Source organism: Streptomyces sp. NPDC104106 (assembly GCF_055584345.1).
The window spans coordinates 160,530-185,826 of the sequence record NZ_JBVJMF010000012.1; the positions used below are offsets into that span (position 1 = coordinate 160,530).

A 25,297-nucleotide genomic window follows, 5' to 3' on the forward strand; every position below is an offset into this window, starting at 1 on the left:
GGGCGGCGCGTGCACCGGCAGTCTCACGCCCGCGACCGCGGCGGAACCACCCCTACCGGCCCCAACAGGGGTGCGCGGTTCAGGCGTTGAGGTAGGCGAGCACGGCGAGGACGCGCCGGTTGCTGTCGCTCGACGGGGGCAGCATCAGCTTGGTGAAGATGTTGGAGATGTGTTTCGCGGCCGCGCCCTCGGTGATGGTGAGCCGCTGGGCGATCGCCGTGTTCGAGCAGCCCTCGGCCATCAGCTCCAGCACCTCCCGTTCGCGCCCGGTGAGCGCGGCCAGCGGTTCGTCCCGGGAGTGGCTGGTCATCAGCTGGGCGACGACGGCGGGGTCCATGGCCGTACCGCCGGCGGCGACCCGTCGTACCGCGTCGATGAACTGCTCGTCGTCCAGCACGCTGTCCTTGAGCAGATAGCCGATGCCGCCGGTGCCGTCGGCCAGCAGTTCCCGGGCGTACATCTGCTCGACGTGCTGGGACAGGACGAGGATCGGCAGGCCGGGCTGCTCGCGGCGGGCGCGCAGGGCGGCCTGGAGGCCCTCGGTGGTGAAGGTGGGCGGCAGCCGTACGTCGACGATGGCGATGTCGGGGCGGTGTTCGGCCATGGCGGCGGCGAGGTCGGCGCCGTTATCGACGGCGGCGACCACGTCGAACCCGTACGCCTCCAGTAACTGGATGATCCCCTGCCTCAGGAGGAAGAGGTCTTCGGCGAGGACAACGCGCACGGTAGCTCCAGCTTCATCACGGTCGGACCGCCCGGGGGGCTGTCGATCTTCAGGGTCCCGTCAAAGGATGCCAGCCGCCGCCGGATGCCTTCCAGACCGCTCCCGGCCGAGGAGTCGGCGCCGCCGTGGCCGTCGTCGGTCACGCGGGTGTGCAGGGTGCCGTCCTCGCACCAGGCGAGCACCTCGACGCTGCGGGCGTCGGCGTGTTTGAGGACGTTGGTGAGCAGTTCCGACACGGCGAAGTAGACGGCGGACTCCACCGGGTCGGGCAGCCGGCCGGACAGGTCCGCGACCACGGTGACCCGCAGGGGGCTGGCGAGGCCGAGGGCGCGCAGGGCGTCGGCGAGGCCGCGTTCGGCGAGGACCGGCGGGTGGATGCCGCGGACCAGGTCGCGCAGTTCGCTCAGGGCCTGCACGGAGGAGCTGCGCGCCTCGCGCAGCATCCGCCGGGCCTCCTCGGGATCCTGCGCCATCTTCCGGTCCACCGCGCCGAGTTGGAGGCCGAGGCTGACGAGCCGGGCCTGGGCCCCGTCGTGCAGGTCGCGTTCGATGCGGCGCAGCTCGGCGGCCTGGATGTCGAGGGCGCCGGACCGGGTCTCCGACAACTGCTGTACCCGGGAGGCCAGTTGGGACTGCCGGGTCGGGCCGAGCAGGTAGCGGACGAAGTGGGCGTACCCCTTGAGCACCAGCGGGCCGAGGAACACCCAGCCGGTGAGCACGACGAGCGCGAGCAGGCCCGCGGCGGCCGCGGCGGGCCAGCTGCCCACGGTGACGAAGGCGTACCAGCGGCCCTCGCCGCCCGCGGCGACGGGCTTCCACAGGCCGCAGGCCAGGAACAGTCCCTCACCGGCGTAGTAGAGCAGGCCGGCCGGTACGAAACCGAGGAGCCCGACGACGCAGTTGAGCAGCAGCCACAGCAGGTCCCGCCAGGTGGCGGGGTCGGTCAGGATCCACTTGCAGCGGCGCATCCAGCCGACGATGTCCTTCTCGATCACCTCCGGCTCGGGCCGGTAGGGCCGCTCCACCGGGACACCGCAGCGGGCGGCGGCGCGCCGGTTGAGATCGGCCAGCCGGCGCACGGCCCGGGTGCAGTAGGGCAGGGCGAGGAAGCCGATCCCGATCACGGAGATGACGAGGAAGTAGGCGGTGGTGACGAAGAGGACGACCGACAGCAGGGCCCCGGTGGCGACGGCCACGCCGACCAGGGTGTCCAGGGCGGCGCGGCCGAGTCGGCCCCGCCAGGTGACCGGCACAGTCTTCATGTCCTCAGTTTCCCATCCCCGGCCGGCCGTCGTGGAGGGGCCGCCCCCGCTCGGGGGCAGCGGGGACGGCCCGGTCAGGAGGTGGCTCACGCGGCCTTCACCGTGTCCACGGCGGGGTTGCGCATGCCGCGCCAGGAGGGCAGCAGGGTGGCGCCGAACACCAGCAGCAGCGAGCCGCCGACGATGGCGAGGTAGATGCCGATGGAGCCGGAGGGCAGCCACGAGTCGCTCTTGACGAGGCTGTAGGGGACGATGGTCGTCGCGGAGGCGAGGGTGCCGAGGACGGTGGCGACGACCCCGATCAGCACGCCTTCGACGGTCAGCATGGCGAGCACCTGACGGCGGGTCGCGCCGGTGAGCCGCTGCAGGCCGAACTCCGCGCTCCTTTTGCGGGTGACGGACACCAGGGTGTTGACGACGGTGATCGCGGCATAGCCGACGATCATGGCAACGATGGTGTAGTTGGCGGACACCAGGATCTGCTGGATCTGGTTGTTCCGGCCGGCCAGCGAGGAGCTGACGTCCAGTTCGGCGCCGGGGATCCGCGCGGCCAGCGCGGCGAGCCGCTCGTGGACGTCGGCGCCGCCGGAGCCGGTGCGCACCAGGATCTGGTGCGGGAGGCCGTCGCCGGTGTGCGGGGCGAGGGTCGTGGCGGGCAGGGTCAGGTACTCCTGCTTGGGGTTGTCGGCGTACAGGGCGACGACGGTGGGGCGTACGGCGGTGCCGTCGCCGAGGTGCATCGCCAGCCGGTCGCCGACCTTCACGCCGTACGCGCCGGCTTTCTTGTCGGACAGGGCCACGGTGTCACCGCGCAGATCGGTCAGGGATCCGGCGACGACGGGCAGGTCGAGGCTCTGGCGCACGCCTTCGGCGGAGACGCCGCGCAGGTCGACGTCGGCCGGGCCGCCCGAGCGGTCCACGAAGCCCCGGCTGACGACGAGTTCGGTGGCCGCGCTCACCCCGGGCGTGGCGCGCACCTGCGCCACGACGCCCGGGGCGAAGCCGCCCGTCGAGGAGTCGAGGACGTACTGGGCGAGGATGTTCTTGTCGTAGGAGGCCCGCGAGACGTGGTCCTCGGTGGACTGCATGTACAGGGTGCCGGTGGCGATGCCGATGAGGAGGACGATCGGTGCGACGGCCCCCGCCATGCGGACGCTCGCGGTGGCGGCGTTGCGCAGGGCGAGTTGCCCCGACAGTCCGGACAGGGCGCGCACCGGCAGCCGCAGCAGCGCCACCATGGCCTTGGTGATGCCGGGGGCGAGCAGGGCGAGGCCGATGCAGAACAGCACCGAGGCGGGTCCGGCGGTGCTGGCGAGGGTCGGGCCGTCCTCCATCACCGTGGCGGTGGCGACCGCCAGGCCGATTCCGTTGGCGAGGAAGAACAGCGCGAGCAGCAGGCGCGGCACGCTGAACCAGCGGGTGCCGGCGGTTGCTTCGGCGAGGGCGGCGACGGGTTCGGTGCGGGCGGCCTTGCGTCCGGCGAAGCGGGTGGCGCCGGCCGCGGCGAGGACGGTGACCGTCGCGCCGACGGCCATGGGGATCCAGCCGGCGTGGTAGACGATCTCCGACGACACGACGCCGCTGGAGGTCAGCACCCCGAACAGCAGCCTGCCGATGAGGTAGCCGGGGGCCAGGGCGAACAGGACGGAGCCCACCGACAGCACGGCCGTCTCGGCGAGGATCATGCGGCGCAGTTGCTTCGGCGTGGAGCCGACGGCGCGCAGCAGGGCCATCTCGCGGGCGCGCTGCTGGAGGGAGAGGCCGAGGGTGGAGGCCACGCCGAACATGACGATCAGCACGACCGACGAGCCGAAGACGGCGGAGAGGATGACGACCGTGCGCTTGCTCGCGAGGGTGCCGGGCAGTTCCGCCAGGCCCCGCTGCTCGCCGGTGAGCACCTCGGCGCGGTTCCCGACGGCGGAGCGCACCGCGTCCGCGACGGCGGCGACGCTCGTCCCGGGGGCGGGCACGACACCGATGGAGTCGATCCGCCCGCCGGCGAGGGCGCGGGCCTCGTCGTCGGTGAAGAACACGGCGGCGTGCGGGTTGTGGTCGCCGTGCTGCCCGGCGACGCCGCTGACGCGGAACTGGCGGGTGGTGCCCCGCACGACGATGTCGACCGTGGACCCGGGACCGGCGCCGGCGCGCTGGGCCAGTCCCTGGTCGAGGACGACCTCGCCGCCGGCGGCGGGGGACCCACCGGCGGCGAGGGTATAGGGGGTGAGCCGGGCAGCGGCCCAGCCGTGGCCGTACGAGTCGGACTTGCCGGTCAGCGGCTTGCCGTCCTTGAGGACGGTGGCCGGGACCGACACGTCGCCGACGGCCGTGCCGACGCCGTCGGCCTTGGCCACGGTGGCGACCAGAGCGGGGTCGATGCGGTGGCGTTCGGTCAGGGCGGCGGAGTCGTAGCTCTGGTCACCGGTGACGACCACCGGGGCGCCGGTCAGGCGTTGCGGGTCGGCCGCCATGCGGATGCCCGTCTCCATCAGGCCGCCGCAGCCGATGACGATGGCGGCGCCGAGGAACATGGCGAGGAAGGTCGCGACGAAGCTGGTCCTGCGGAACTTCAGGGTGCGCAGTGCGAGGCGCCACATCAGTAACGCCCCCCGGAGGCCTGCGGCATGCCCGTGCGCTGGGCGTCGTCCTCCCAGGCACCGAGCCTGGTCATGCGGGCGGCGACGGCGTCGGCGGTCGGCCGGAGCAGTTCACCGGCCAGGCGTCCGTCCGCGAGGAAGACCACGCGGTCGGCGTAGGAGGCGGCGACCGGGTCGTGGGTGACCATGACCAGCGTCTGGCGGGCGGTGTCGACGGACTCGCGCAGCAGGGCGAGCACGGACGCGGCGGTGCGCGTGTCGAGTGCGCCGGTCGGCTCGTCGGCGAAGACGACGGCGGGGCGGGTCACCAGGGCGCGGGCGATGGCGACGCGCTGCTGCTGGCCGCCGGAGAGCTGGGACGGGAGATGGCCGAGCCGCTCGCCGAGGCCCACGCGCTGCACCACGGTGCGGATCAGGCCCCGGTCGAGGCGCTTGCCGGCCAGTTGCAGCGGCAGCGTGATGTTCTGCATGACGGTCAGCGCCGGCAGCAGGTTGAAGGACTGGAAGATGAAGCCGATCCGGTCCCGGCGCAGCTTGGTCAGCTGGGTGTCGTCCAGGCCGGCGAGGTCGGTGCCGCCGACGGTGACCGTGCCCGAGCTGGGCTGGACCAGTCCCGCCGCGCAGTGCAGGAACGTGCTCTTGCCGGATCCGGACGGGCCCATCACGGCGGTGAAGGTGCCGTCGCCGAAGCTCATGCTGAGCCCGCGGAGCGCGGCCACCTGGCTGTCTCCTCGGCCATAGGTCTTCGACACGGCGTCCAGCCGTACCGCCTCCGCCCGGCGGAGGTCCTGTGAAGTGTGCACTGCGGGCTCCCCTATGAGATAACGCGCTTCGAACGCGGTGTCTGCGGAACAGATTACGAACGCCGCCGCCGCGGCGCATTGGCATTCTCCGGTCAGTTCGAGGTAGAGGTTTCTCTACCTCGGAACGCCAGGTTCCGGCGTTGGCCGAATACATGACTTTCCGTCAAACGATTCGGTTGGCACCCGTGTCGGCGGGCTCTTGCACGGGTACCGTCGTTGCCGTCCGAAGAATCCGAAAGATAGGAAGTCCCATGGCCCGGAGGCCTGACCACGAATTGGCCGCACAGGTCCGGCCCGACGGATTTCTGGAGTTGTTGTCGCGGCGCACCGGGAAACGGCACAGGTGCGGGCCTCGCGGCACGACGATGTGGCTGGCACTCCAGCGCAGCGATTGGCAGCCGGAATTGGCTGCGGATGAAATCGCCCTGCAATTAGGGGTCGATCCGGACAGTATTCGCTGCGATATCCAGGCCTGGCTGGCGCATTTCCGCGAGGCCGGCGAGTGAAGAGCCCGCGGGGCGCGGCGGTCGTATCGGCCACCGCGCCCCGCGGCCTGTCCACGCGCGCTCCGCCTCAGCCGGCCGCCAGGCCGGCCAGCCATGCCCCGACCGCCGCGGCGGTGGCCTCGGCGCACTCCTCCAGGATCGTGAAGTGCGTGCCGGGTACGTCGAGCGGTTCGTGTTCGGCGGGCCAGGCGGCCCGCCAGTCCGCGCCGCGGGTGCCGGTCGCGAAGGACTCCTCGGGCCGCACGAACAGCACCGGCGCCGTCAGGGCGCCCGGCAGGCAGTGCTGGATCAGGTCGCTGTAGCGGCTCATGGCGGCGAGGCGTGCGGTGCCGAAGCCGCCGAGTGACGACTCGCGCTCCAGCATGCCCTCGAACATCTGCCGCCACAGGTCGTCCTTGCCGTCGTCCCCGGGCAGATAGGTGTCCAGCAGCACCACGCCCGCGGCCGGCTGTCCCGCCTTCTCCATGATCTCGGCCGCCGCGTGGGCGAACTGGCCGCCGGAGGAGTAGCCGAGGAGCACGTACGGCCGCTCGTCCGGGCAGGACCGCCGGACGCCCTCGACGACCGCCTCGACCACCGCCTCGACGGTGCGCGGCAGTGCCTCGCCGGGCCCGAAGCCGGGCATCGCGGGCACCACGACGTCCCGGCGGCCCTGGAAGTGCCGTGCGAACCGGGCGAACTGGTGGGCGCCGCCGAGCGCCATCGGCGAGGGCAGGCAGACCAGCCGGGTAGAGGTGTCGCCGGTGGCCAGCCGCACCGGATCGGCGAGTTCCGCCAGTTCGTCCAGGGACGAGAAGCCGGGGAGGATCTCGGCGACGGTGCGCAGCAGGTCGATGGCCTGGTCCATCCGCCCGGCGGCCGCCGCCCGGCGCACCAGCCCGCTGACCGATTCCAGGTCCGGGCCGCCGGGGCCCGCAGCCGGCCGGCCGCCGTCCGCGAGCTGGTCCCGCAGGGCGGCGGCGAGGGCGGCCGGAGTGCGGTGGTCGAAGACTGCGGCGGCCGGCAGGGGCGTACCGAGGGCGCTGCCGAGGGCGCCGCGCAGCTCGGCCGCGGAGACGGAGTCCATGCCGATCTCCAGGAAGACGGCGTCGGGCTCGACGGCCTCGGGACCCGCGTGGCCGAGGACGGCGGCGGCCTGGGCCCTGATCAGGTCGGTCAGCAGCGACTCCTGTTCGGCCGGCGGGGCACCGGCCAGCCGCTGCCGCAGCGGTTCGGTGTCCACCGCGCGGGCCGCGGCGGGTACGGCGTCGGTGAGCGGTCCGGCGGTCAGGGCCACGTCCGCGTTCAGCCAGTACCGCTCGCGCCGGAAGGCGTAGGTGGGCAGCTCGACTCGGGCCGTGCCGGGGAAGAGCGCCGCCCAGTCGGGGGCGAGGCCGTCGGTGTGCAGGCGGGCCAGGCCGGACATGAGGGCCAGGGGCTCGCTGCCGTGGCGGCGGCCGAGGGCGACGAGGACGGCGCCGTCGGTGTGCGGGCACGCGCGGGCGAGGCCGGTCAGGACGGCGTCGGGGCCGAGTTCGACGAACCGTCCGACCCCCAGGGCGGTGAGGGCGCCGACGGCGTCCGCGAACCGGACCGTCTCCCGCACGTGCCGCACCCAGTAGCCGGGGTCGCGCAGCTGCTCGCCGTCGGCGGGGCGGCCGGTGAGGGTGGACACCAGCGGGATGCGCGGCTCGTGGAAGGCCAGCTTCTCGGCCACGGCACGGAACGCGTCGAGCATGCCGTCCATGAGGGGCGAGTGGAAGGCGTGCGAGACGGCGAGCCGCTTGGTCTTGGCGAAGCCCGCGGCGGCGGCGAGCACCGCCTCCCGCTCTCCGGAGAGGACGACGGAGTCCGGGCCGTTGACCGCGGCGAGCCCGACGCGCTCGTCCAGCACGGGCCGCACCTCGTCCTCGCTCGCCTGTACGGCGACCATCGCGCCGCCTTCCGGCAGGGCCTGCATGAACCGGCCGCGGGCGGCGACCAGGGTGCAGGCGTCGTCCAGGTCGAGGACGCCCGCCACATGGGCGGCGGCGATTTCCCCGACGGAGTGCCCGGCCAGGACGTCGGGCCGCACCCCGAAGGACTCCAGCAGCCGGAACAGCGCGACCTCGAAGGCGAACAGCGCGGTCTGGGCGTACTGGGTGCGGTGGACCGCGTCGGCGTCGTCGCCGGCCAGCAGCCCGGCCAGGTCCAGGCCGAGCCGGGCGTCGATCGCGTCGAAGGCCTCCGCGAACGCCGGGTAGTGCGCCCGCAGTTCGAGGCCCATGCCGAGGCGCTGGGCACCCTGGCCGGTGAAGAGGAACGCGGTTCGGGTGTCCGTCCGGGCCCTGCCGGTGGCGGCCGTGGGAGCCGGCGCGCCGGTGGCGAGGGCGTGCAGTGCGGCCAGGAGCTGGTCCCGGTCGGTACCGGTGACGGCCGCGCGGTGGTCGAACGCGGTGCGCCGGGTGCCGAGGGCGCGGGCGACGGCCGCCGGGTGCGACGCGGGCCGCTCGCTCAGGAAGGCGTGCAGCCGCGCCGCCTGCGCGGGCAGCGCCTGCGCGGAGCGCGCGGACAGGGGCCATACGACGGCCGGGGCGTCCGTTTCGGGGCCCCCGGCCGGGGGCCGGTCCTCGGCGGACGGTTCCTCGATGACGGTGTGGGCGTTGGTGCCGCTGATCCCGAAGGAGGAGACGGCCGCCCGGCGCGGGCGACCGTCCGCCCGCGGCCAGGGCTGGTGGTCCGTCAGCAGCCGGACGCGGCCCGCGTTCCAGTCGACCTTCGTGGAGGGCGTGGCCGCGTGGAGGGTCTTCGGCAGCACGCCGTGGCGCATCGCCATCACCATCTTGATGACGCCCGCGACACCGGCGGCGGCCTGGGTGTGCCCGATGTTGGACTTCACCGAGCCCAGCCAGAGGGGCTGTTCGCGTTCCTGGCCATAGGTGGCGAGCAGCGCCTGCGCCTCGATCGGGTCGCCCAGCGTCGTGCCGGTGCCGTGCGCCTCCACCACGTCCACGTCGGCCGCCGACAGCCGGGCGGCGGCCAGCGCCTGCCGGATGACCCGCTGCTGCGCGGGGCCGTTCGGTGCGGTGAGCCCGTTGGAGGCGCCGTCCTGGTTGACGGCGCAGCCGCGCACGACGGCCAGCACCTCGTGGCCGTTGCGCCGGGCGTCGCTCAGGCGCTCCAGCACCAGGACGCCCAGCCCCTCGGAGAACCCGGTGCCGGCCGCGTCGTCGGCGAAGGAACGGCAGCGCCCGTCCGGGGAGAGGGCGCCCTGTCGGCTGAACTCGACGTAGGTGCCCGGCGACGCCATCACCGTCACTCCCCCGGCCAGTGCCAGGGTGCACTCGCCCTGCCGCAGCGCCTGGGCGGCCAGGTGCAGCGTGACGAGCGACGAGGAGCAGGCGGTGTCGACGCTGAGGGTCGGGCCCTCCAGGCCGAGGGTGTAGGCGACGCGCCCGGAGACGATGCTGCCGGAGCCGAAGCTGCCGAAGTAGTCGTGGTACATGACGCCCGCGAAGACTCCGGTACGGCTGCCGCGCAGCGACACCGGGTCGATGCCGGCGTTCTCCAGCGCCTCCCACGAGCCTTCGAGCAGCAACCGCTGCTGCGGGTCCATGACGAGTGCCTCGTGCGGGCCGATGCCGAAGAACGCGGCGTCGAACTCGCCCGCGTCGTGGAGGAATCCGCCCTCGCGGGTGTACGAGCGGCCCGGTACGCCCGGCGTCGGGTCGTACAGGTCCGGGTCCCAGCCGCGGTCGTCAGGGAAGGCGGTGATGCCGTCGCCGCCGTCGGCGACCAGGCGCCACAGGTCCTCGGGGGACCGCACGCCGCCCGGGTAACGGCAGGCCATGCCGACGATCGCGACCGGTTCCCGGGCCGCCGCGGTCAGCGCGCGGTTGCGTTCCCGCAGCCGCTCGATCTCCTTCAGCGAGGCGCGTAGCGCCTCGACCATCCTGGTGTCCGGCTTCTCGGACTCGGCCATGGTCCTCTTCCTTGTCACAGGGTCGCGGGCGGCGTCACAGGGCGTCGTCGTCGCCGACGAGATCGTCGAGCGCCAGGCTGATCAGGCTCTCGGCGTCCATCGCGTCGATCGACGCGCCGGGTTCGCCGTCCGCCGCGGGCCGCGGCGCGGACCGCACTGCGGCGAGTTCGAGCAGGCTGTCCAGCAGCCCCGCCTCGCGCAGCCGTCCGACCGGGATGGCGGCGAGCGCCGCCCGCACGGTGTCCTCCTCGTCGCGCGGTGCGCCGGCGGTGCGCGGGGCCAGTTCGGCGGCGAGGTGGTCGGTGAGCGCGGCCGGTGTCGGGTGGTCGAAGACGAGCGTGGCGGTCAGCCGGAGGCCGGTGGCCTCATTGAGCCGGTTGCGGAACTCGACGGCGCTCAGCGAGTCGAAGCCGAGGTCCTTGAAGGGCAGTTCGCTCTCCAGCTCCTCGATGCCGAGCACCGCCCGCGCCTCGTCCCCCACCAGCCGCAGCAGCCGTGCGGTGCGCTCCTGCGGTGCGAGCGCCGCCAGTTCGCGGCGCAGGCCCGAGGCGGCCGCCGACGCGCCGGCCCCCGTCCGGCGCGGTGCCCGCACCAGGGAGCGCAGCAGCGGGGCGACGCGGTCGGCCTCGCGCGGTGCGAGGTCCAGGCGGGCGGCGAGCAGCACCGGCTCGGCGCGGCCCACGCCCGTGTCGAACAGGTCGAGGCCCGCCTGCGCGTCGAGGGCGAGCACGCCGCCGGCGGCCATGCGGCGGGCTTCGGTGTCGCCGAGCCGGTCGGCCATGCCGCCGCTGCCCGCCCAGGCGCCCCAGGCGAGCGAGACCGCGGGCAGGCCGAGCGAGCGGCGGTGGGCGGCGAGGGCGTCGAGGAAGGTGTTGCCCGCGGCGTATCCGCACTGGCCGGGGCTGCCGAGCACACCGGCCGCGGAGGAGAACAGCACGAACGCGGTCAGCGGGCGCCGCCGGGTCAGGTCGTGCAGGTTCCAGGCGGCGTCCAGCTTCGGGCGCAGGACCGTGTCCAGCCGCTCGGGGGTGAGCGAGGTCAGCACGGCGTCCGCGAGGACACCGGCGGTGTGGACCACCGCGGAGACGGGGTGTGCGTCCAGCACCCGGGCGAGGGCGGCGCGGTCGGCGGCGTCGCAGGCGACCAGGGTCACCTGGGCGCCGAGCCCGGTCAGCTCCTCGCGCAGCTCCCGCGCGCCGGGCGCCTCGGGGCCGCTGCGGCTGAGCAGCACCAGCCGTTCGGCGCCGTGCGCGGTGACCAGGTGCCGGGCGACCAGCCGGCCGAGGGCGCCGGTGCCGCCGGTGACGAGGACGCCGCCGGAGAGGCCGGCCGGGGCGGGCGCGGCCAGGCGCGGCGCGCGCGCCAGCCGCGGGACGCTCAACGCTCCGTTACGCAATGCCAGTTGGGGTTCGCCGGTGGCGACGGCGGAGGGCAGCAGGCGCCGGGAGGCGGGGGTGTCGTCCAGGTCGGCGAGGACCAGCCGGTCGGGGTGCTCGGACTGGGCGGAGCGGATCAGGCCCCACGCGGCGGCGGCGCCGGGGTCGGTGACGTCACCGGGGCCGGTCGCCCCGCTGGTCGCCACGAGCAGTGTGGTGTCGGCGAACCGGGCGTCGGCCAGCCAGTCCTGCACCTGGGCGAGGAGGTCACGGAGGCCGGCCCGGATCGTGTCCGGTGCGTCGCCGCCGGTGTGGACGACGACCAGGGTGTCCGGGGCCTGTTCGGCGGCCTCGGCCACGGTGCCGGCGACGGCGACCTCGGCCACCTCGCCGGCCAGCGCGTCGACCAGCTCCCGCCGGCGGGAGCCGAGCACGGTCCACCGTCCGGCCTGCGCAGCCGCGGGCACGGGGACGGACACCCAGTCGAGGGCGAACAGATCCTCGTGTCCGCCGGCGCCGGCCGCGGCGATCCGCTCCGGGTCCGTCTCCCGCAGGGACAGCGACGCGACGCGCGCCACCGGCCGGCCGGTGGCGTCGGCCGCCTCGATACGGACCGCGGCGGCGCCGGCGGGGGCGATCCGCACCCTGAGGGCGCTCGCGCCCCGCGCGAACAGCGCGACGCCGTTCCAGGCGAAGGGCAGCGTCATGCGTTCCTCGGCTCCGGCGCGCAGCCCGATGGCGTGCAGGGCGGCGTCGAACAGCGCCGGGTGCAGGCCGAAGGCGGCGGCGTCCGTGCGGACCTCGACCTCGGCGTACGCCTCGTCGCCGTGCCGCCAGGCCGCGCGCAGCCCCTGGAAGCGGGGGCCGTAGCCGGCGCCCAGGGCGGCGAGCCGCTCGTACACGCCGTCCAGGTCGACCGGTTCGGCGCCGGGCGGCGGCCAGGCGGTGAGGTCATCGCCGGGCCCGTCCTCGCCGGGCCGCAGCACACCGGTGGCGTGGGTGGTCCACGGCTCGCCGTCGGCGGTGGCGGCGTACACGCGGAAGGCGCGCGTGCCGCTCGCGTCGGGCTCGCCGACCGTGGCCTGGAGGCGGACGGCACCGTCCTCGGGCAGCACCAGCGGCTCGGTGACGGTCAGCTCCTCCACCGTGCCGCAGCCGACGCGCGCACCGGCGGCCAGCGCCATCTCCACGAACGCGGTGCCCGGCAGCAGCGGCACGCCGCCCACGGTGTGGTCGGCCAGCCACGGGTGCTCGGCGAGGGAGAGACGGCCGGTGTACAGGGTGCCGTCGGCGCCGGCGAGTTCGACGGCGGTGCCGAGCAGCGGGTGGTCGGCGGGCGGGCGCGGCAGGCCGGCGTCGGCGGTCATCCAGTAGCGGCCGCGCTGGAAGGCGTAGGTGGGCAGGTCCGAGCCGTCGCGGCCTGGCAGCAGTGCCGTCCAGTCGACGGCACCGCCGTGCACGTGCAGGGCGGCGAGCCCGGTGAGCAGGGCCTCGGTCTCCTCGCGGTCCTTGCGCAGCAGCGGTACGACGGCCGCGGCCCCCTCGGGCAGGCACTCGCCCGCGGCGGCGGTCAGCGCGCTGCCCGGGCCGACCTCCGCGAAGTGCCGTACGCCCGCCTCGTGCAGGGCGGTGACGGCGTCGGCGAAGCGGACGGCCTCGCGGGCGTGCCGTACCCAGTAATCGGGCGTGGACAGCTCGTCGGGGGCGGCCGGGGCGCCGGTGAGGGTGGACACCAGCGGGATGCGCAGGGTGCCGTAGGAGAGCGCGGCGGCGGTGGCGCGGAACTCCGCCAGCATCGGCTCCATCAGGGCCGAGTGGAAGGCGTGGCTGACGGCCAGCTCCTTGGTGCGCGGGAAGCGGGCGGCCAGCGCGCGGGCCGGTCCGGCCGGGCCGGAGACGACCACGGACGCCGGCCCGTTGACGGCGGCGATGCCGACGCCGTCGCCGAGCAGCGGTGCGACCTCGTCCTCGGAGGCCTGTACGGCGATCATCGCGCCGCCCTCGGGCAGGGCCTGCATCAGCCGGCCCCGGGCGGCGACGAGGGTGCATGCGTCCTTCAGGTCGAGCACGCCCGCGACATGGGCGGCGGCGAACTCGCCGACGGAGTGCCCGGCGAGCAGGTCGGGCCGGACGCCGAGGGACTCCAGCAGCCGGAAGAGGGCCACTTCGACGGCGAACAGCGCGGGCTGGGTGTACTCCGTGCGCTCCAGCAGCTCGGCGGAGTCCAGGACGTCGGCGAGCGGCCGGTCCAGCAGCGGGTCGAGGTGGGCGCGGACCTCGTCGAAGGCCTCGGCGAAGGCGGGGAAGGCGGCCGCGAGGCGGGTGCCCATGCCCGGCAGCTGCGAGCCCTGGCCGGAGAACAGGAGGGCGAGGCGGCCGTCGGTGGCGGTGCCGCGCACGCCGGAGCGCGGGGTGCGGCCCTGCGCCAACGCCCGGAGGCCCTCGGCCAGTTCGTCGCGGGTGCGGCCGAGGACGGCGGCCCGGTGGCCGAGCCGGGTGCGGGCGTGGGCGAGCGCGCCGGCGAGATGGTGCGGGTCGGTGTCGGGCGCCGCGGCCAGGTGCTCCAGCAGGCGGGCCGCCTGGGCGCGCAGGGCGTCCGGGGTGTGGCCGGACAGCAGCCACGCCGCGGTGTCGACCGGCGGGGCCGGGGTCGGGACCGCCGGCTCCTCGGCGGGCGCGGCCTCGACGATCACATGGGCGTTGGTGCCGGAGATGCCGAAGGAGGAGACGCCGGCGCGGCGCGGGCGGCCAGGGTCGGGCCAGGGCCGGTTCTCGGTCAGCAGCCGGACGCCCGCGCCCTCCCACTCCACGTGCCGGGAGGGCCGGTCGACGCCGAGGCTGGCCGGCAGCGTCTCGTGCCGCATGGCCTGGACCATCTTGATGACCCCGGCGACACCGGCGGCGGCCTGGGTGTGTCCCAGGTTGGACTTGACCGAGCCGAGCCACAGCGGGCTGTCGTCGGTGTGCTCGGCGCCGTAGGTGGCGATCAGCGCCTGGGCCTCGATGGGGTCGCCGAGGGTGGTGCCGGTGCCGTGCGCCTCGACCACGTCGACCTCGGCCGGCGCCACGCCGGCCGCCGCCAGGGCGCGGCGGATGACGCGCTGCTGGGCGGGGCCGTTGGGGGCGCTGATGCCGTTGGAGGCGCCGTCCTGGTTGACGGCGGTGCCGCGCAGTACGGCGAGGACCTTCCGGCCGTTGCGGCGGGCGTCGGAGAGCCGCTCCAGCAGCAGCACGCCCGCGCCCTCGCCGAAGCCGGTGCCGTCCGCCGCGTCCGCGAAGGGCTTGCAGCGGCCGTCCCGGGCGAGGCCGCGGTGCCGGCTGAACTCCACGAAGGTGCCCGGGGTGGCCATGACGGTCACTCCCCCGGCCAGCGCCAGCGAGCAGTCCCCCTGTCGCAGCGACTGCGCGGCCAGGTGCAGCGCCACCAGTGACGAGGAGCAGGCCGTGTCGACGGAAAGGGTGGGACCCTCCAGGCCCAGGGTGTAGGCGACGCGCCCGGAGACGACGCTGCCGGAGCCGAAGCTGCCGAAGTAGTCGTGGTACATCACGCCCGCGAACACGCCGGTGTCCGAGCCGCGCAGGCCAGCCGGGTCGATGGAGGCGCGCTCCAGCGCCTCCCAGGAGGTCTCCAGCAGCAGCCGCTGCTGGGGATCGGTGACCAGGGCCTCCTCCTCGTCCATGGCGAAGAACGCCGGGTCGAAGTCGCCCGCGCCGTACAGGAAGGCGCCGTGCCGGGTGTAGCTGGTGCCGGGCCGGTCCAGGGTCGGGTCGTAGAGGGAATCGACGTCCCAGCCGCGGTCGTCCGGGAAGTCGCCGACGGCGTCCCGGCCTTCGGCGACCAGCCGCCACAGGTCCTCCGGTGAGCCGATGCCGCCGGGGAAGCGGCAGGCCATGCCGATGACGGCGATCGGTTCGTCGGCGCCGGCGCTCCGGGGGGTGGTGCGGACGGCCGCCTCGGCGAGGGTGCCGGTGAGTTCGCCGAGCAGATGGCGGGCGAGTTCGGCGGGCGTGGGGTGGTCGAAGACGAGGGTGGCCGGGAGCCGGAGTCCGGTCGCCGCGGTGAGCCGGTTGCGCAGTTCCACGGCCGCGAGGGAGTCGAAACCGAGTTCCCGGAAGGCCAGGGTGCGGCCGACGTCCTGGGCGGAGCGGTAGCCGAGGAGGGTGGCCACGTGGTTCTGGACGAGTTCGGTGAGGAGCGGTTCGCGCTCCCCCTCCAGCAGTCCGGCGAGCCGCTCCCGCAAGGCGTCGGCGCCACCGGTCGTGCTCTGCGCGGTGGCCGCGCCGGCCCGGCGCACGGGCACCAGGGCGCGGAACAGCGGGGACAGGCCCTCGCCCTGTGCGCGCAAGGAGGCCATGTCGAGCTTCACCGGCAGGACGGCGGGATCGGCGGCGCACAGCGCGGCGTCGAAGAGGGCGACGCCCTCCTCGGTCTCCAGCGGGGCGACACCGCCCCGCGCGATGCGGGTGAGGTCCGCCTCGTCGAGGGTGCCGGTCATGCCGCCGGCCTGCGCCCACAGCCCCCAGGCGAGGGAGTGCGCGGGCAGCCCGAGGGCCCGGCGGTGCACGGCGAGCGCGTCGAGGTAGGCGTTGGCGGCGGCGTAGTTGGCCTGACCCGGCGAGCCGAGCGTGGCGGCGGAGGAGGAGAACAGCACGAACGCCGTCAGGTCCAGGTCCGCGGTGAGTTCGTGCAGGTTCCAGGCGGCCTCGACCTTGGGCCGGAACACCGTGTCGATCCGCTCCGGGGTCAGGGAGCCGAGGACGCCGTCGGCGAGGACGCCGGCCGCGTGGATGACGGCCGTCAGCGGACGGTCGGCCGGTACGGCGGCCAGTACGGCGGCGAGCGCGTCCCGGTCGGCGACGTCACCGGCGATGTCCGTCAACTCGGCGCCCAGCGAGGTGAGTTCGGTGACGAGTTCGTCGGTGGCGCCGCTGCGGCTGAGCAGCAGCAGATGCCGTACGCCGTGTTCGGCGACCAGATGGCGGGCGACGACGCGGCCGAGGGCGCCGGTGGCGCCGGTGAGCAGGACGGTGCCGGCGCTCAGGTCCGGCGTCCCGCCGGGTGCCGGCCGGTGGTCGGTGGCGCGGGCCAGCCGCGGTGCCAGCAAGGCGCCGTCGCGGAAGGCCAGGTGCGGCTCGCCCGTGGCCATGGCCTCGGCGAGGCGCTCGGCGTCCGGCCCCTGCTCCGCCTCGGTCTCGATCAGCACGATGCGGCCGGGGTTCTCCGACTGGGCCGAGCGGACCAGGCCGCCGACGGCGGCGCCCGCCGGATCGGTGCCGGTGACGACGGCGAACGCGGCCCCCTCGTCGTCGGCGAGCCGGGTGCGCAGCTCGTCCAGGACGCTGTCGACGGCCGCCCGGGTCTCGGCGGCGCTCACTCCGGCCGGGGCGCGCACCACGTCCGGCGCGTCGGCCGTGGCGGTGGCGGACGTGGCCGGCACCCACTCGACCCGGTACAGCGCGCCCGCGCGGGCCGAGCGGGCCGCGGTGGCCAGCGCCTCGGCCCTCAGGGGGCGCAGGGTGAGGGAGTCGACGGTGGCGACGGGCTCGCCGGCGGGGTCGGCGAGGGTGAGGGAGACGGTGCCCTCGCCGGTGGGCCGGACGCGGACGCGCAGGGCGGTCGCCCCGGTGGTGTGCAGCCGTACCCCGGACCAGGCGAACGGCAGCAGGGCCTCCTCGCCTGCGGCGCCGGTGAGGCCGACGGTGTGCAGGGCGGCGTCGGACAGGGCCGGGTGCAGCCCGAAGCCGTCGGGGGCGGCGTCGGTGGCGACCTCCGCGTACAGGCCGTCCTCGGCGCGCCAGGCGGTGCGCAGGCCCTGGAACAGGGGCCCGTAGCCGAGGCCGAGTGCGGCGAGTTCGTCGTACAGGCCGTCCAGGCCGATGGGCTCGGCGCCCTGCGGGGGCCAGGCGGTGAGCGGCTCGGCGGGGACCGGGAGGCTGCCGGTGGGGGCGAGCAGGCCGTCGGCGTGCCGGGTCCACGGCAGGTCCTCGTCGGGGCTCTCCGGGCGCGACCAGATGGCGACCGGGCGGGTCCGTCCCTCGGGCGCGCCGACGACGACCTGGAGCTGCACGGCTCCGTGCTCGGGCAGGACCAGCGGCGCGTGCAGGGTGAGTTCGGCGATGTCGCCGCAGCCGACCTGGTCACCGGCGCGCAGCGCCAGCTCCAGGTGCCCGGTGCCGGGGAACAGCAGCCGGCCGCCGACCCGGTGGTCCGCCAGCCAGGGCTGGACGCCGGGCGAGAGGCGGCCGGTGAGGACGGCGCCCTCGCTGTCGGCGCGGACCATGGCGGCGCCGAGCAGCGCGTGGTCGGTCGGGGCGAGGCCGGCGGAGGTGACGTCGGCGCCGCTCGCGGTGCTGTCGAGCCAGTACCACTCGCGCTGGAAGGCGTAGCCGGGCAGCGGGACACGGCGCGGGCGGCGGCCCTCGGCGACGGCGGCCCAGTCGACGCCGGCGCCGTGGGTGAACGCGGCGCCCAGCGCGCTCAGCAGCCGGTCCCGGCCGCCCTCGTCGCGGCGCAGGGAGCCCACGGCGGCCACGGCGTCGTCGGTCTCCTGGATGCCGACGGTCAGCACCGGGTGCGGGCTGGACTCGATGAACAGCTGGTGCCCGTCGGCGACGGCGGCACGCACGGCGTCCTCGAACAGCACGGTGCCGCGCAGGTTGGTGAACCAGTACCCGGCGTCCAGCTCCGTGGTGTCGATCGGGCCGCCGGTGACGGTCGAGTAGAAGGGCACCTGGGCGGGGCGGGGCTCGATGCCGTCGAGGACGTCCGCCAGCCGTTCGCGCAGGGTCTCCACGTGGGCGCTGTGGGAGGCGTAGTCCACGGGCAGCCGTTTGGCGCGGACCTTCTCCGCCCGGAGCCGGGCGAGGAGTTCGTCGAGGGCGTCGGGGTCGCCGGACACCACCGTGGATGCGGCCCCGTTGACGGCGGCGACCGAGAGCCGGCCGCCGACGGAGGTGAGCCGGGCGCGGACCGCGTCGGCGCCCTCGCCCACGGACATCATGCCGCCCGAGCCGGACAGCAGCTCGGCGATGGCCTGGGAGCGCAGGGCGACGACGCGGGCGCCGTCCTGGAGCGACAGGGCGCCGACCGCGCAGGCGGCCGCGATCTCGCCCTGGGAGTGCCCGATGACGGCGGCCGGGGCGACGCCGTACGCGCTCCAGGTGTGGGCAAGGGACACCATGACCGCCCACAGCAGCGGCTGGACGACGTCGACCCGGTCGAGGTCGCCGCGCAGCTCGGTGTGGAAGTCCCAGTCGGTGTACGGCGCGAGGGCGGCGGCGCACTCGGCCATGCGGGCGGCGAACACCGGGGACTCGTCGAGGAGCTGGGTGCCCATGCCGGACCACTGGGAGCCCTGGCCGGGGAAGACGAACACGGGCCGGGCGCGACCGGGGGCGGTGGCCTCGACCAGGGTGCGGGCGGTGGTGCCGTCGGCCAGCGCGGCGAGCGCGCCGCGCAGTTCGGCGGTGTCGGCTCCGGTGATCGCGGCCCGGTGCGGGAAGCGGGCGCGGGTGGTGGCGAGGGTCCAGCCGACGGCGGACGGGTCGAGGCCGGGGTGGGTGTCGAGGTGGCCGAGGAGCGTGGCGGCCTGCCCGGCGAGCGCGGCGGGCGTCTTCGCGGAGAGCAGCCACGGGACGGCGAGGCCCTGGGGTCCGCTGGGCTCGGGTTCCGCGGGGGCGGGTGGGGCCTGTTCGAGGATGACGTGGGCGTTGGTGCCGGAGATGCCGAACGAGGACACCCCGGCCCGGCGCGGACGGCCCTGCTCGGGCCACTCGCGCTGCTGCGTCAGCAGCCGTACCTGTCCGGCGTCCCAGTCGACCTTCGTGGACGGCCGGTCCACGTGCAGCGTGCGGGGCAGCACCCCGTGCCGCATGGCCATCACCATCTTGATGACCCCGGCGACGCCGGCCGCGGCCTGGGTGTGTCCGATGTTGGACTTGACGGACCCGAGCCACAGCGGCGTGTCCGCGTCGCGGCCCTGGCCGTACGTGGCCAGCAGGGCCTGCGCCTCGATCGGGTCGCCCAGCGTCGTGCCCGTGCCGTGCGCCTCCACGACGTCCACGTCGGCGGTGGTGAGGCGGGCGTTGTCCAGGGCTTCGAGGATGACGCGTTCCTGGGAGGGCCCGTTGGGGGCGGTGAGGCCGTTGGAGGCGCCGTCCTGGTTGACGGCGGTGCCGCGGACGACGGCCAGGATCTCGTGCCCGTTGCGCCGGGCGTCGGAGAGCCGTTCGACGACCAGGACGCCCACGCCCTCGCCCCACACGGTGCCGCCCGCCGCGTCGGCGAAGGCACGGGTACGGGCGTCGGGGGCGAGCGCGCCCTGGCGGCTGAACTCGATGAAGGTCTCCGGGGTGGCCATGACGGCGACGCCGCCGACGAGCGCGAGGCTGGACTCGCCCTGCCGGAGCGACTGGGCGGCCAGGTGCAGCGCGACCAGGGAGGAGGAGCAGGCGGTGTCGACGGACAGCGACGGGCCCTCCAGGCCCAGGGTGTAGGCGATGCGGCCGGAGATGATGCTGCCGGAGCCGAAGCTGCCGAAGTAGTCGTGGTACTGGACGCCGGCGAACACGCCGGTGCGGCTGCCCTTGAGGGTGTGCGGGTCGATGCCCGCGCTCTCCAGCGCCTGCCAGGACGCCTCCAGCAGCAGCCGCTGCTGCGGGTCCATGACGAGGGCTTCCTTGGGGCTGATGCCGAAGAACGCGGCGTCGAACTCGCCCGCGTCGTGCAGGAAACCGCCCTCGCCGACGTAGGACGTGTCGGGCCGCTGCCGGCCGGGGTCGACGATGCGGTCCACGTCCCAGCCGCGGTTCGCGGGGAACGCGGTGATGGCGTCGGTGCCGTCGGCGACCAGCCGCCACAGGTCCTCGGGGCCGCGCACGTCGCCGGGGTAGCGGCAGGCCAGGCCGACGATCGCCAGCGGCTCGTCCGCCCGCGCCGTGACGGTACGGCGGTCCCGGCGCGCCGTGCCGCGGGCGCCGCCGACCAGGGTGGCCAGGTGCGCGGCGAGCGCTTCGGGGGACGGATGGTCGAAGACGAGGGTGGCGGACAGCCGCCGGCCCAGCTCGGCGGACAGGGAGTTGCGCAGCTCGATCGCGGCGAGCGAGTCGAAACCGAGGTCCTTGAAGGCCCGGTCGGTCTCCACGCTGCCGGGGTCGGCGTGCCCGAGCACGGCGGCGACATGGGCGCGGACCGTGCCGAGCAGTGCCTCGGCACGTTCCTCGTCGCCCAGGGCCGCCATGCGCTCGGCGAAGCCGGTGCCGGCGTCCTCGGCGGCCGCCTCCCGGCGCACCGGCCGGCCGGCGAGCGCGCGGAAGACGGGCGCGAGGGCGCTGCCCTGGGCGCGCAGCGCCGGCAGGCTGAGCCGCACCGGGGCCAGGGCGGGCCGGCCGGTGCGGACGGCCAGGTCGAACAGGGCGGTGCCCTCCTCGGCCGACAGGGCGGTCATGCCACCGCGGGCGATGCGGGCCCGGTCCCCGTCGTCCAGGGAGCTGGTCATACCGCCGGAGGGGGCCCACGGTCCCCACGCCAGCGACAGGGCGGGCGCGCCCTGGGCCCGCCGGTGCGCCGCGAGGGCGTCCAGCAGGGCGTTGGCGGCGGCGTAGTTGCCCTGGCCCGGGGCGCCGACCGTACCGGCGACGGAGGAGAACAGCACGAACGCCCGCAGGCCGCCGGTCAGTTCGTGCAGGTGCAGGGCGCCGAGGGCCTTCGGGGCGAGGACCGTGTCGATCCGCTCGGCGGTGAGCGAGGAGACCACGCCGTCGTCGAGGACGCCGGCCGCGTGCACGACCGCGGTGAGGGGGTGCTCGGCGGGGATGCCGGCCAGGACGGCGGCGAGCGCGTCCCGGTCGGCGACGTCGCAGGCGTGGGCGGTCGCGGTGGCGCCCAGCTCGGCGAGTTCGGCGATCAGCTCGCCGGCGTCGCCCGAGCGGCTGAGCAGCGCGAGGTGGCGTACGCCGTGCGCGGTGACCAGGTGGCGGGCGAGCACCGGGCCGAGGCCGCCGGTGGCGCCGGTCAGCAGGACCGTTCCCGCGGGGTCGAGGGCCGACTCCGGGGAGTCGGCGGGGACTTGCGCACGCACCAGCCGGGCGGCGCGGGCGGTGCCGGCGCGCAGCGCGACCTGCGGTTCACCGGAGGCGAGGACGGCGGGCAGGACGGAGGCGGCGTCCGTGCCCGGTTCGAGGTCGAGCAGCACGAACCGGTCCGGGTTCTCCGACTGCGCGGAGCGCACCAGGCCCCATACGGCGGCGCCGGCCAGGTCGGGCACGTCCTCGTCCCCGACGGCGACGGCGCCGTGGGTGACGACGGCCAGCGGGCGGGGGTCGTCGTCCTTCAGGGCCGCGAGCGCGGTGTGCAGGGCCGCGCGTACGGCGGCGGCGTCGGCGCCCGCAGTGCTGTGCAGGACCCGGTGCTCGGTGTCGGGGGCGTCGGTCTCCAGGGGCAGTGGCTGCCAGTCGAGGGCGAACAGGGCGTCGGCGGTGGTGTCGCGGGCGGCGCGCAGGTGGGTGAGCGGGCGTGCGGCGAGGGAGGTGACCGTGGCGACCGGGGCGCCGGTGGCGTCGGCGAGGTCGACGGCGAAGGCGTCCGGCCCCGTGGGCACGAGGCGGGCGCGCAGCACGCAGGCTCCGACGGCGTGCAGGGTGACCCCCGCGAACATGAAGGGCAGCCGGGCCGTGTCGTCGGCGGATCCGTCGCCGAGCAGGGCCAGGGAGTGCAGGGCGGCGTCGAAGGCGGCCGGGTGGAGGCCGAAGCGGGGCGCGTCGGCGGCGGGCCGCTCCGGCAGCCGTACCTCGGCGAACACCTCGTCGCCGCGCCGCCAGGCGGCCGTCAGCGCCTGGAAGACGGGGCCGTACTCCAGGCCGGCGGCCGCGTGGCGCTCGTACAGGCCGGCCGTGTCGAGGCGTTCGGCGTCCTCGGGGGGCCAGACGTCCAGGCGGGTGCCGGGGGTACCGGTCCGCGTGGCGAGGAGGCCGGAGGCGTGCTGTGTCCACGGCTCGTCGGCGGGCAGGCTCTCGGCGCGGGCGTACACCTGGACCGTGCGCGCGCCGGCGGCGTCGGGCGCCCCGACGGCGACCTGGACGCGCACGCCGTCGTCCGGGGGCAGCACCAGCGGTGTCTCCAGGGCGAGTTCGTCCAGGTGACCGCAGCCGACCTGGTCGCCGGCGCGGACGGCGAGTTCGACCATGGCGGTGCCGGGGACGACGACCGAGCCGCCGACGACGTGGTCGGCGAGCCAGGGATGGGTGCGCACGGAGAGCCGGCCGGTGAGCACGGCGCCGTCGGAGTCGGCGAGGACGGTGGCGGCGCCGAGCAGCGGGTGGTCGGCGGCGTCGAGTCCGGCGGAGCCGACGTCGCCGACGGTGCCGGCCGTCTCGGGCCAGAACCGCTCGCGCTGGAAGGCGGTGGTGGGCAGGTCGACGGTGCGGGCGCCGGTGAACAGCGCGGTCCAGTCGACGGCCGCCCCGCCGGTGAACATCCGGGCCACGGCGGTGAGCAGGGTCTCGGTCTCGTCGCGCTCGCGGCGGGAGGCGGCGGCGAGCACGGCTTGGGTGTCCGTGCCGTCGGCGGCCAGGCATTCGCGGGCCATGGCGGTCAGCACGGCGTCCGGACCGATTTCGAGGAAGCGGCTGACGCCCTCGGCGGCGAGGGCGCGGATGCCGTCGTGGAAGCGGACGGCCTCGCGGACGTGCCGCACCCAGTAGTCGGGGGTGGCGAGGTCCTGGCCGGCGAGGGCGCCGGTGACGTTGGAGACGACGGGCACGGTGGGCCGGTGGTAGGTCAGGGACGCGGCGACCGCCCGGAACTCGGCCAGCATCGGCTCCATGAGCGGCGAGTGGAAGGCGTGCGAGACCTTCAGGCGCCGGCTCTTGTCGAAGTGGGCCGCGACCGCCCCGGCCTCGTCGGCGTCGCCGGAGATCACCACGGAGCCGGGCCCGTTGACGGCGGCGATGCCGATCCGCCCGGTGAGCAGCGGGCGGACCTCGTCCTCGGTGGCGCGTACGGCGATCATGGCGCCGCCCTCGGGCAGCTCCTGCATGAGCCGGCCGCGCGCGGCCACCAGGGTGGTCGCGTCCTTCAGGTCCAGCACGCCCGCCACGTGGGCGGCGGCGATCTCGCCGACGGAGTGCCCGGCGAGGTAGTCGGGGGTGAGCCCCCAGGACTCGACCAGCCGGTACAGCGCGACCTCGAAGGTGAACAGCGCGGTCTGGGTGCGGGCGGTGCGGTGCAGCGGCTCGGGGTCGTCGCCGAACATCAGGTCCCGCAGGTCGTCGCCGAACAGCGCGCAGATCCCGTCGACGGCGCGGGCGAAGACCGGGAAGTGCGCGTACAACTCCCGCCCCATCCCCGCCCGTTGTGAGCCTTGCCCGGTGAACAGGAAGGCGGTCTGCCCCTTGCGGACCCGGCCGGCGGCGGCGCCCCGGCCGCCGTCGGCGACCAGGGTCATGGCCGCGGTGAGCGTGTCGCGGTCGGGGCCCAGCACCACCGCGCGGTACTGGTGCGCGGTGCGGGTGGCGGCCAGGGAGTGCGCCACGTCCACCGGGTCCAGCGCACCGGCGGCGGCGACCAGGCGGGCGGCCTGCTCGCGCAGGGCGCGCTCGGTGCGGCCGGAGACCACCCACGGCACCAGGGGCGGCGCCGTACGCGGTGCGGGCTCGGCCGGCTCCTCGGCGGGCGCCTCCTCCAGGATGGTGTGTGCGTTGGTGCCGCTGGCGCCGAAGGAGGAGACGGCGGCCCGGCGCGGGCGGCCGGGATCGGTCCAGGGCCGGTTCTCGGTCAGCAGCCGGACCTGCCCCTGGCCCCAGTCGACCTTGCCGGACGGCTCGTCGGCGTGCAGCGACCTGGGCAGGACCCGGTGCCGTATCGCCATGACGGCCTTGATGATGCCGGCGACGCCGGCCGCGGCCTGGGTGTGCCCGATGTTGGACTTGACCGAGCCGAGCCACAGCGGGGTCCGCGCGGGCCGGTCCTGGCCGTAGGTGGCGAGCAGGGCCTGGGCCTCGATGGGGTCGCCGAGGGTGGTGCCGGTGCCGTGTGCCTCCAGCAGGTCGACGTCGGCGGGGCCGAGCCGCGCCCCGGCCAGCGCGGCCCGGATGACGCGTTGCTGGGACGGCCCGTTGGGCGCGGTCAGGCCGTTGGAGGCGCCGTCCTGGTTGACGGCGGAACCACGGACGACCGCGAGCACCTCGTGCCCGTTGCGGCGGGCGTCGGAGAGCCGTTCCAGGACGAGCATCCCGGCGCCCTCGCTCCAGCCGGTGCCGTCCGCCGTGTCGGCGAAGGACTTGCAGCGGCCGTCCGGGGCGAGTCCGCGCTGGCGCGAGAAGGCGATGAAGTTGCCCGGCGTGGACATCACGGTGGCGCCGCCCGCGAGCGCGAGGGTGCACTCCTTGTTGCGCAGGGCCTGTACCGCGAGGTGCACCGCGACGAGCGCCGAGGAGCAGGCGGTGTCGATGGTGACGGCCGGGCCTTCCAGGCCGAGGGTGTAGGAGACGCGCCCGGAGATGACGGCGGCCAGTACGCCGGTGCCGAGCGCCGCCTCGCTGTCCTGCGGCGTCTTCGCGAGCAGGTCCTTGTAGTCCTGGCCGTTGGTGCCCGCGAACACCCCGATCCGGGCGCCGTGCGCCGAGCCGGGGGCGATCCGGGCGCGTTCCAGGGCTTCCCACGACACCTCCAGCAGCAGCCGCTGCTGGGGGTCCATCGCGACCGCCTCGCGGGGGCTGATGCCGAAGAAGTCCGGCTCGAACCCGGCCGCGTCGGTGAGGAAGCCGCCGCGCCTGACGTAGGTCTTGCCGGTGGCGTCCGGGTCGGGGTCGTAGAGCGCGTCGACGTCCCAGCCGCGGTCCTCGGGGAAGTCGCCGATGGCGTCGGTGCCGTCGTGGACGAGCCGCCAGAACTCCTCCGGGCTGCTCACGCCGCCGGGAAAGCGGCAGCTCATCCCGACGATGGCGATGGGTTCCCGGTCCTGGGTCTCCACCTCGCGCAGCCGCTGACGGGTCTGGGCCAGGTCGGCGGAGACCCGCTTGAGGTAGGAGAGCAGCTTTTCGTCGTTGGTCATCGGGTGTCGCCACTCCTGTGCGAAGAGGTGGACCGTGGTGG

7 protein-coding genes are annotated in these 25,297 nt (G+C 75.4%); 1 reads left to right on the forward strand and 6 read right to left on the reverse strand.

Going from position 1 to position 25,297, the window contains the following annotated elements; genetic code table 11:
• Positions 1-79: 79 nt before the first annotated feature.
• The 4 genes from ACZ60X_RS26935 to ACZ60X_RS26950 all read right to left on the reverse strand — a co-directional run bounded on the left by ACZ60X_RS26935 (position 80) and on the right by ACZ60X_RS26950 (position 5,383).
• Positions 80-724 (reverse strand): response regulator, encoded by a 645-nt coding sequence (locus tag ACZ60X_RS26935; RefSeq protein ID WP_469603422.1) that lies wholly within the window; start codon positions 722-724, stop codon positions 80-82.
• Complete coding sequence (locus ACZ60X_RS26940) at positions 688-1,986, reverse strand: sensor histidine kinase (protein WP_469603425.1); 1,299 nt, start codon at positions 1,984-1,986, stop codon at positions 688-690. Before ACZ60X_RS26940 ends, ACZ60X_RS26935 begins: the two co-directional genes overlap by 37 nt.
• An 86-nt stretch (positions 1,987-2,072) precedes the next feature.
• Positions 2,073-4,580: an FtsX-like permease family protein gene (locus ACZ60X_RS26945; protein ID WP_469603427.1), complete on the reverse strand. Its 2,508-nt coding sequence runs from the start codon at positions 4,578-4,580 to the stop codon at positions 2,073-2,075.
• Positions 4,580-5,383: an ABC transporter ATP-binding protein gene (locus ACZ60X_RS26950; RefSeq protein ID WP_469603429.1), complete on the reverse strand. Its 804-nt coding sequence runs from the start codon at positions 5,381-5,383 to the stop codon at positions 4,580-4,582. The genes ACZ60X_RS26945 and ACZ60X_RS26950 overlap by 1 nt, the downstream gene beginning before the upstream one ends.
• A 251-nt stretch (positions 5,384-5,634) precedes the next feature.
• Here ACZ60X_RS26950 and ACZ60X_RS26955 point away from each other — a divergent pair, with 251 nt between their 5' ends.
• Positions 5,635-5,889 carry a hypothetical protein gene (locus tag ACZ60X_RS26955; protein ID WP_469603431.1) on the forward strand — a complete coding sequence of 85 codons (255 nt, stop codon included), beginning with the start codon at positions 5,635-5,637 and terminating at the stop codon, positions 5,887-5,889.
• A gap of 67 nt (positions 5,890-5,956) precedes the next feature.
• Here the strand turns inward: ACZ60X_RS26955 and ACZ60X_RS26960 are convergent, their stop codons facing one another.
• Positions 5,957-9,829, reverse strand: a complete 3,873-nt coding sequence (locus ACZ60X_RS26960) for a type I polyketide synthase (protein WP_469603433.1) — start codon at positions 9,827-9,829, stop codon at positions 5,957-5,959.
• 34 nt (positions 9,830-9,863) lie between these two features.
• Positions 9,864-25,238: an SDR family NAD(P)-dependent oxidoreductase gene (locus ACZ60X_RS26965; RefSeq protein ID WP_469603664.1), complete on the reverse strand. Its 15,375-nt coding sequence runs from the start codon at positions 25,236-25,238 to the stop codon at positions 9,864-9,866.
• Positions 25,239-25,297: the final 59 nt, after the last annotated feature.

Coding starts and splice junctions, on each gene's coding strand:
- ACZ60X_RS26940 (WP_469603425.1), bottom strand. CDS start 1,986: ATGAAGACTGTGCCGGTCACCTGGCGGGGCCGACTCGGCCGCGCCGCC.
- ACZ60X_RS26945 (WP_469603427.1), bottom strand. CDS start 4,580: ATGTGGCGCCTCGCACTGCGCACCCTGAAGTTCCGCAGGACCAGCTTC.
- ACZ60X_RS26955 (WP_469603431.1), top strand. CDS start 5,635: ATGGCCCGGAGGCCTGACCACGAATTGGCCGCACAGGTCCGGCCCGAC.
- ACZ60X_RS26960 (WP_469603433.1), bottom strand. CDS start 9,829: ATGGCCGAGTCCGAGAAGCCGGACACCAGGATGGTCGAGGCGCTACGC.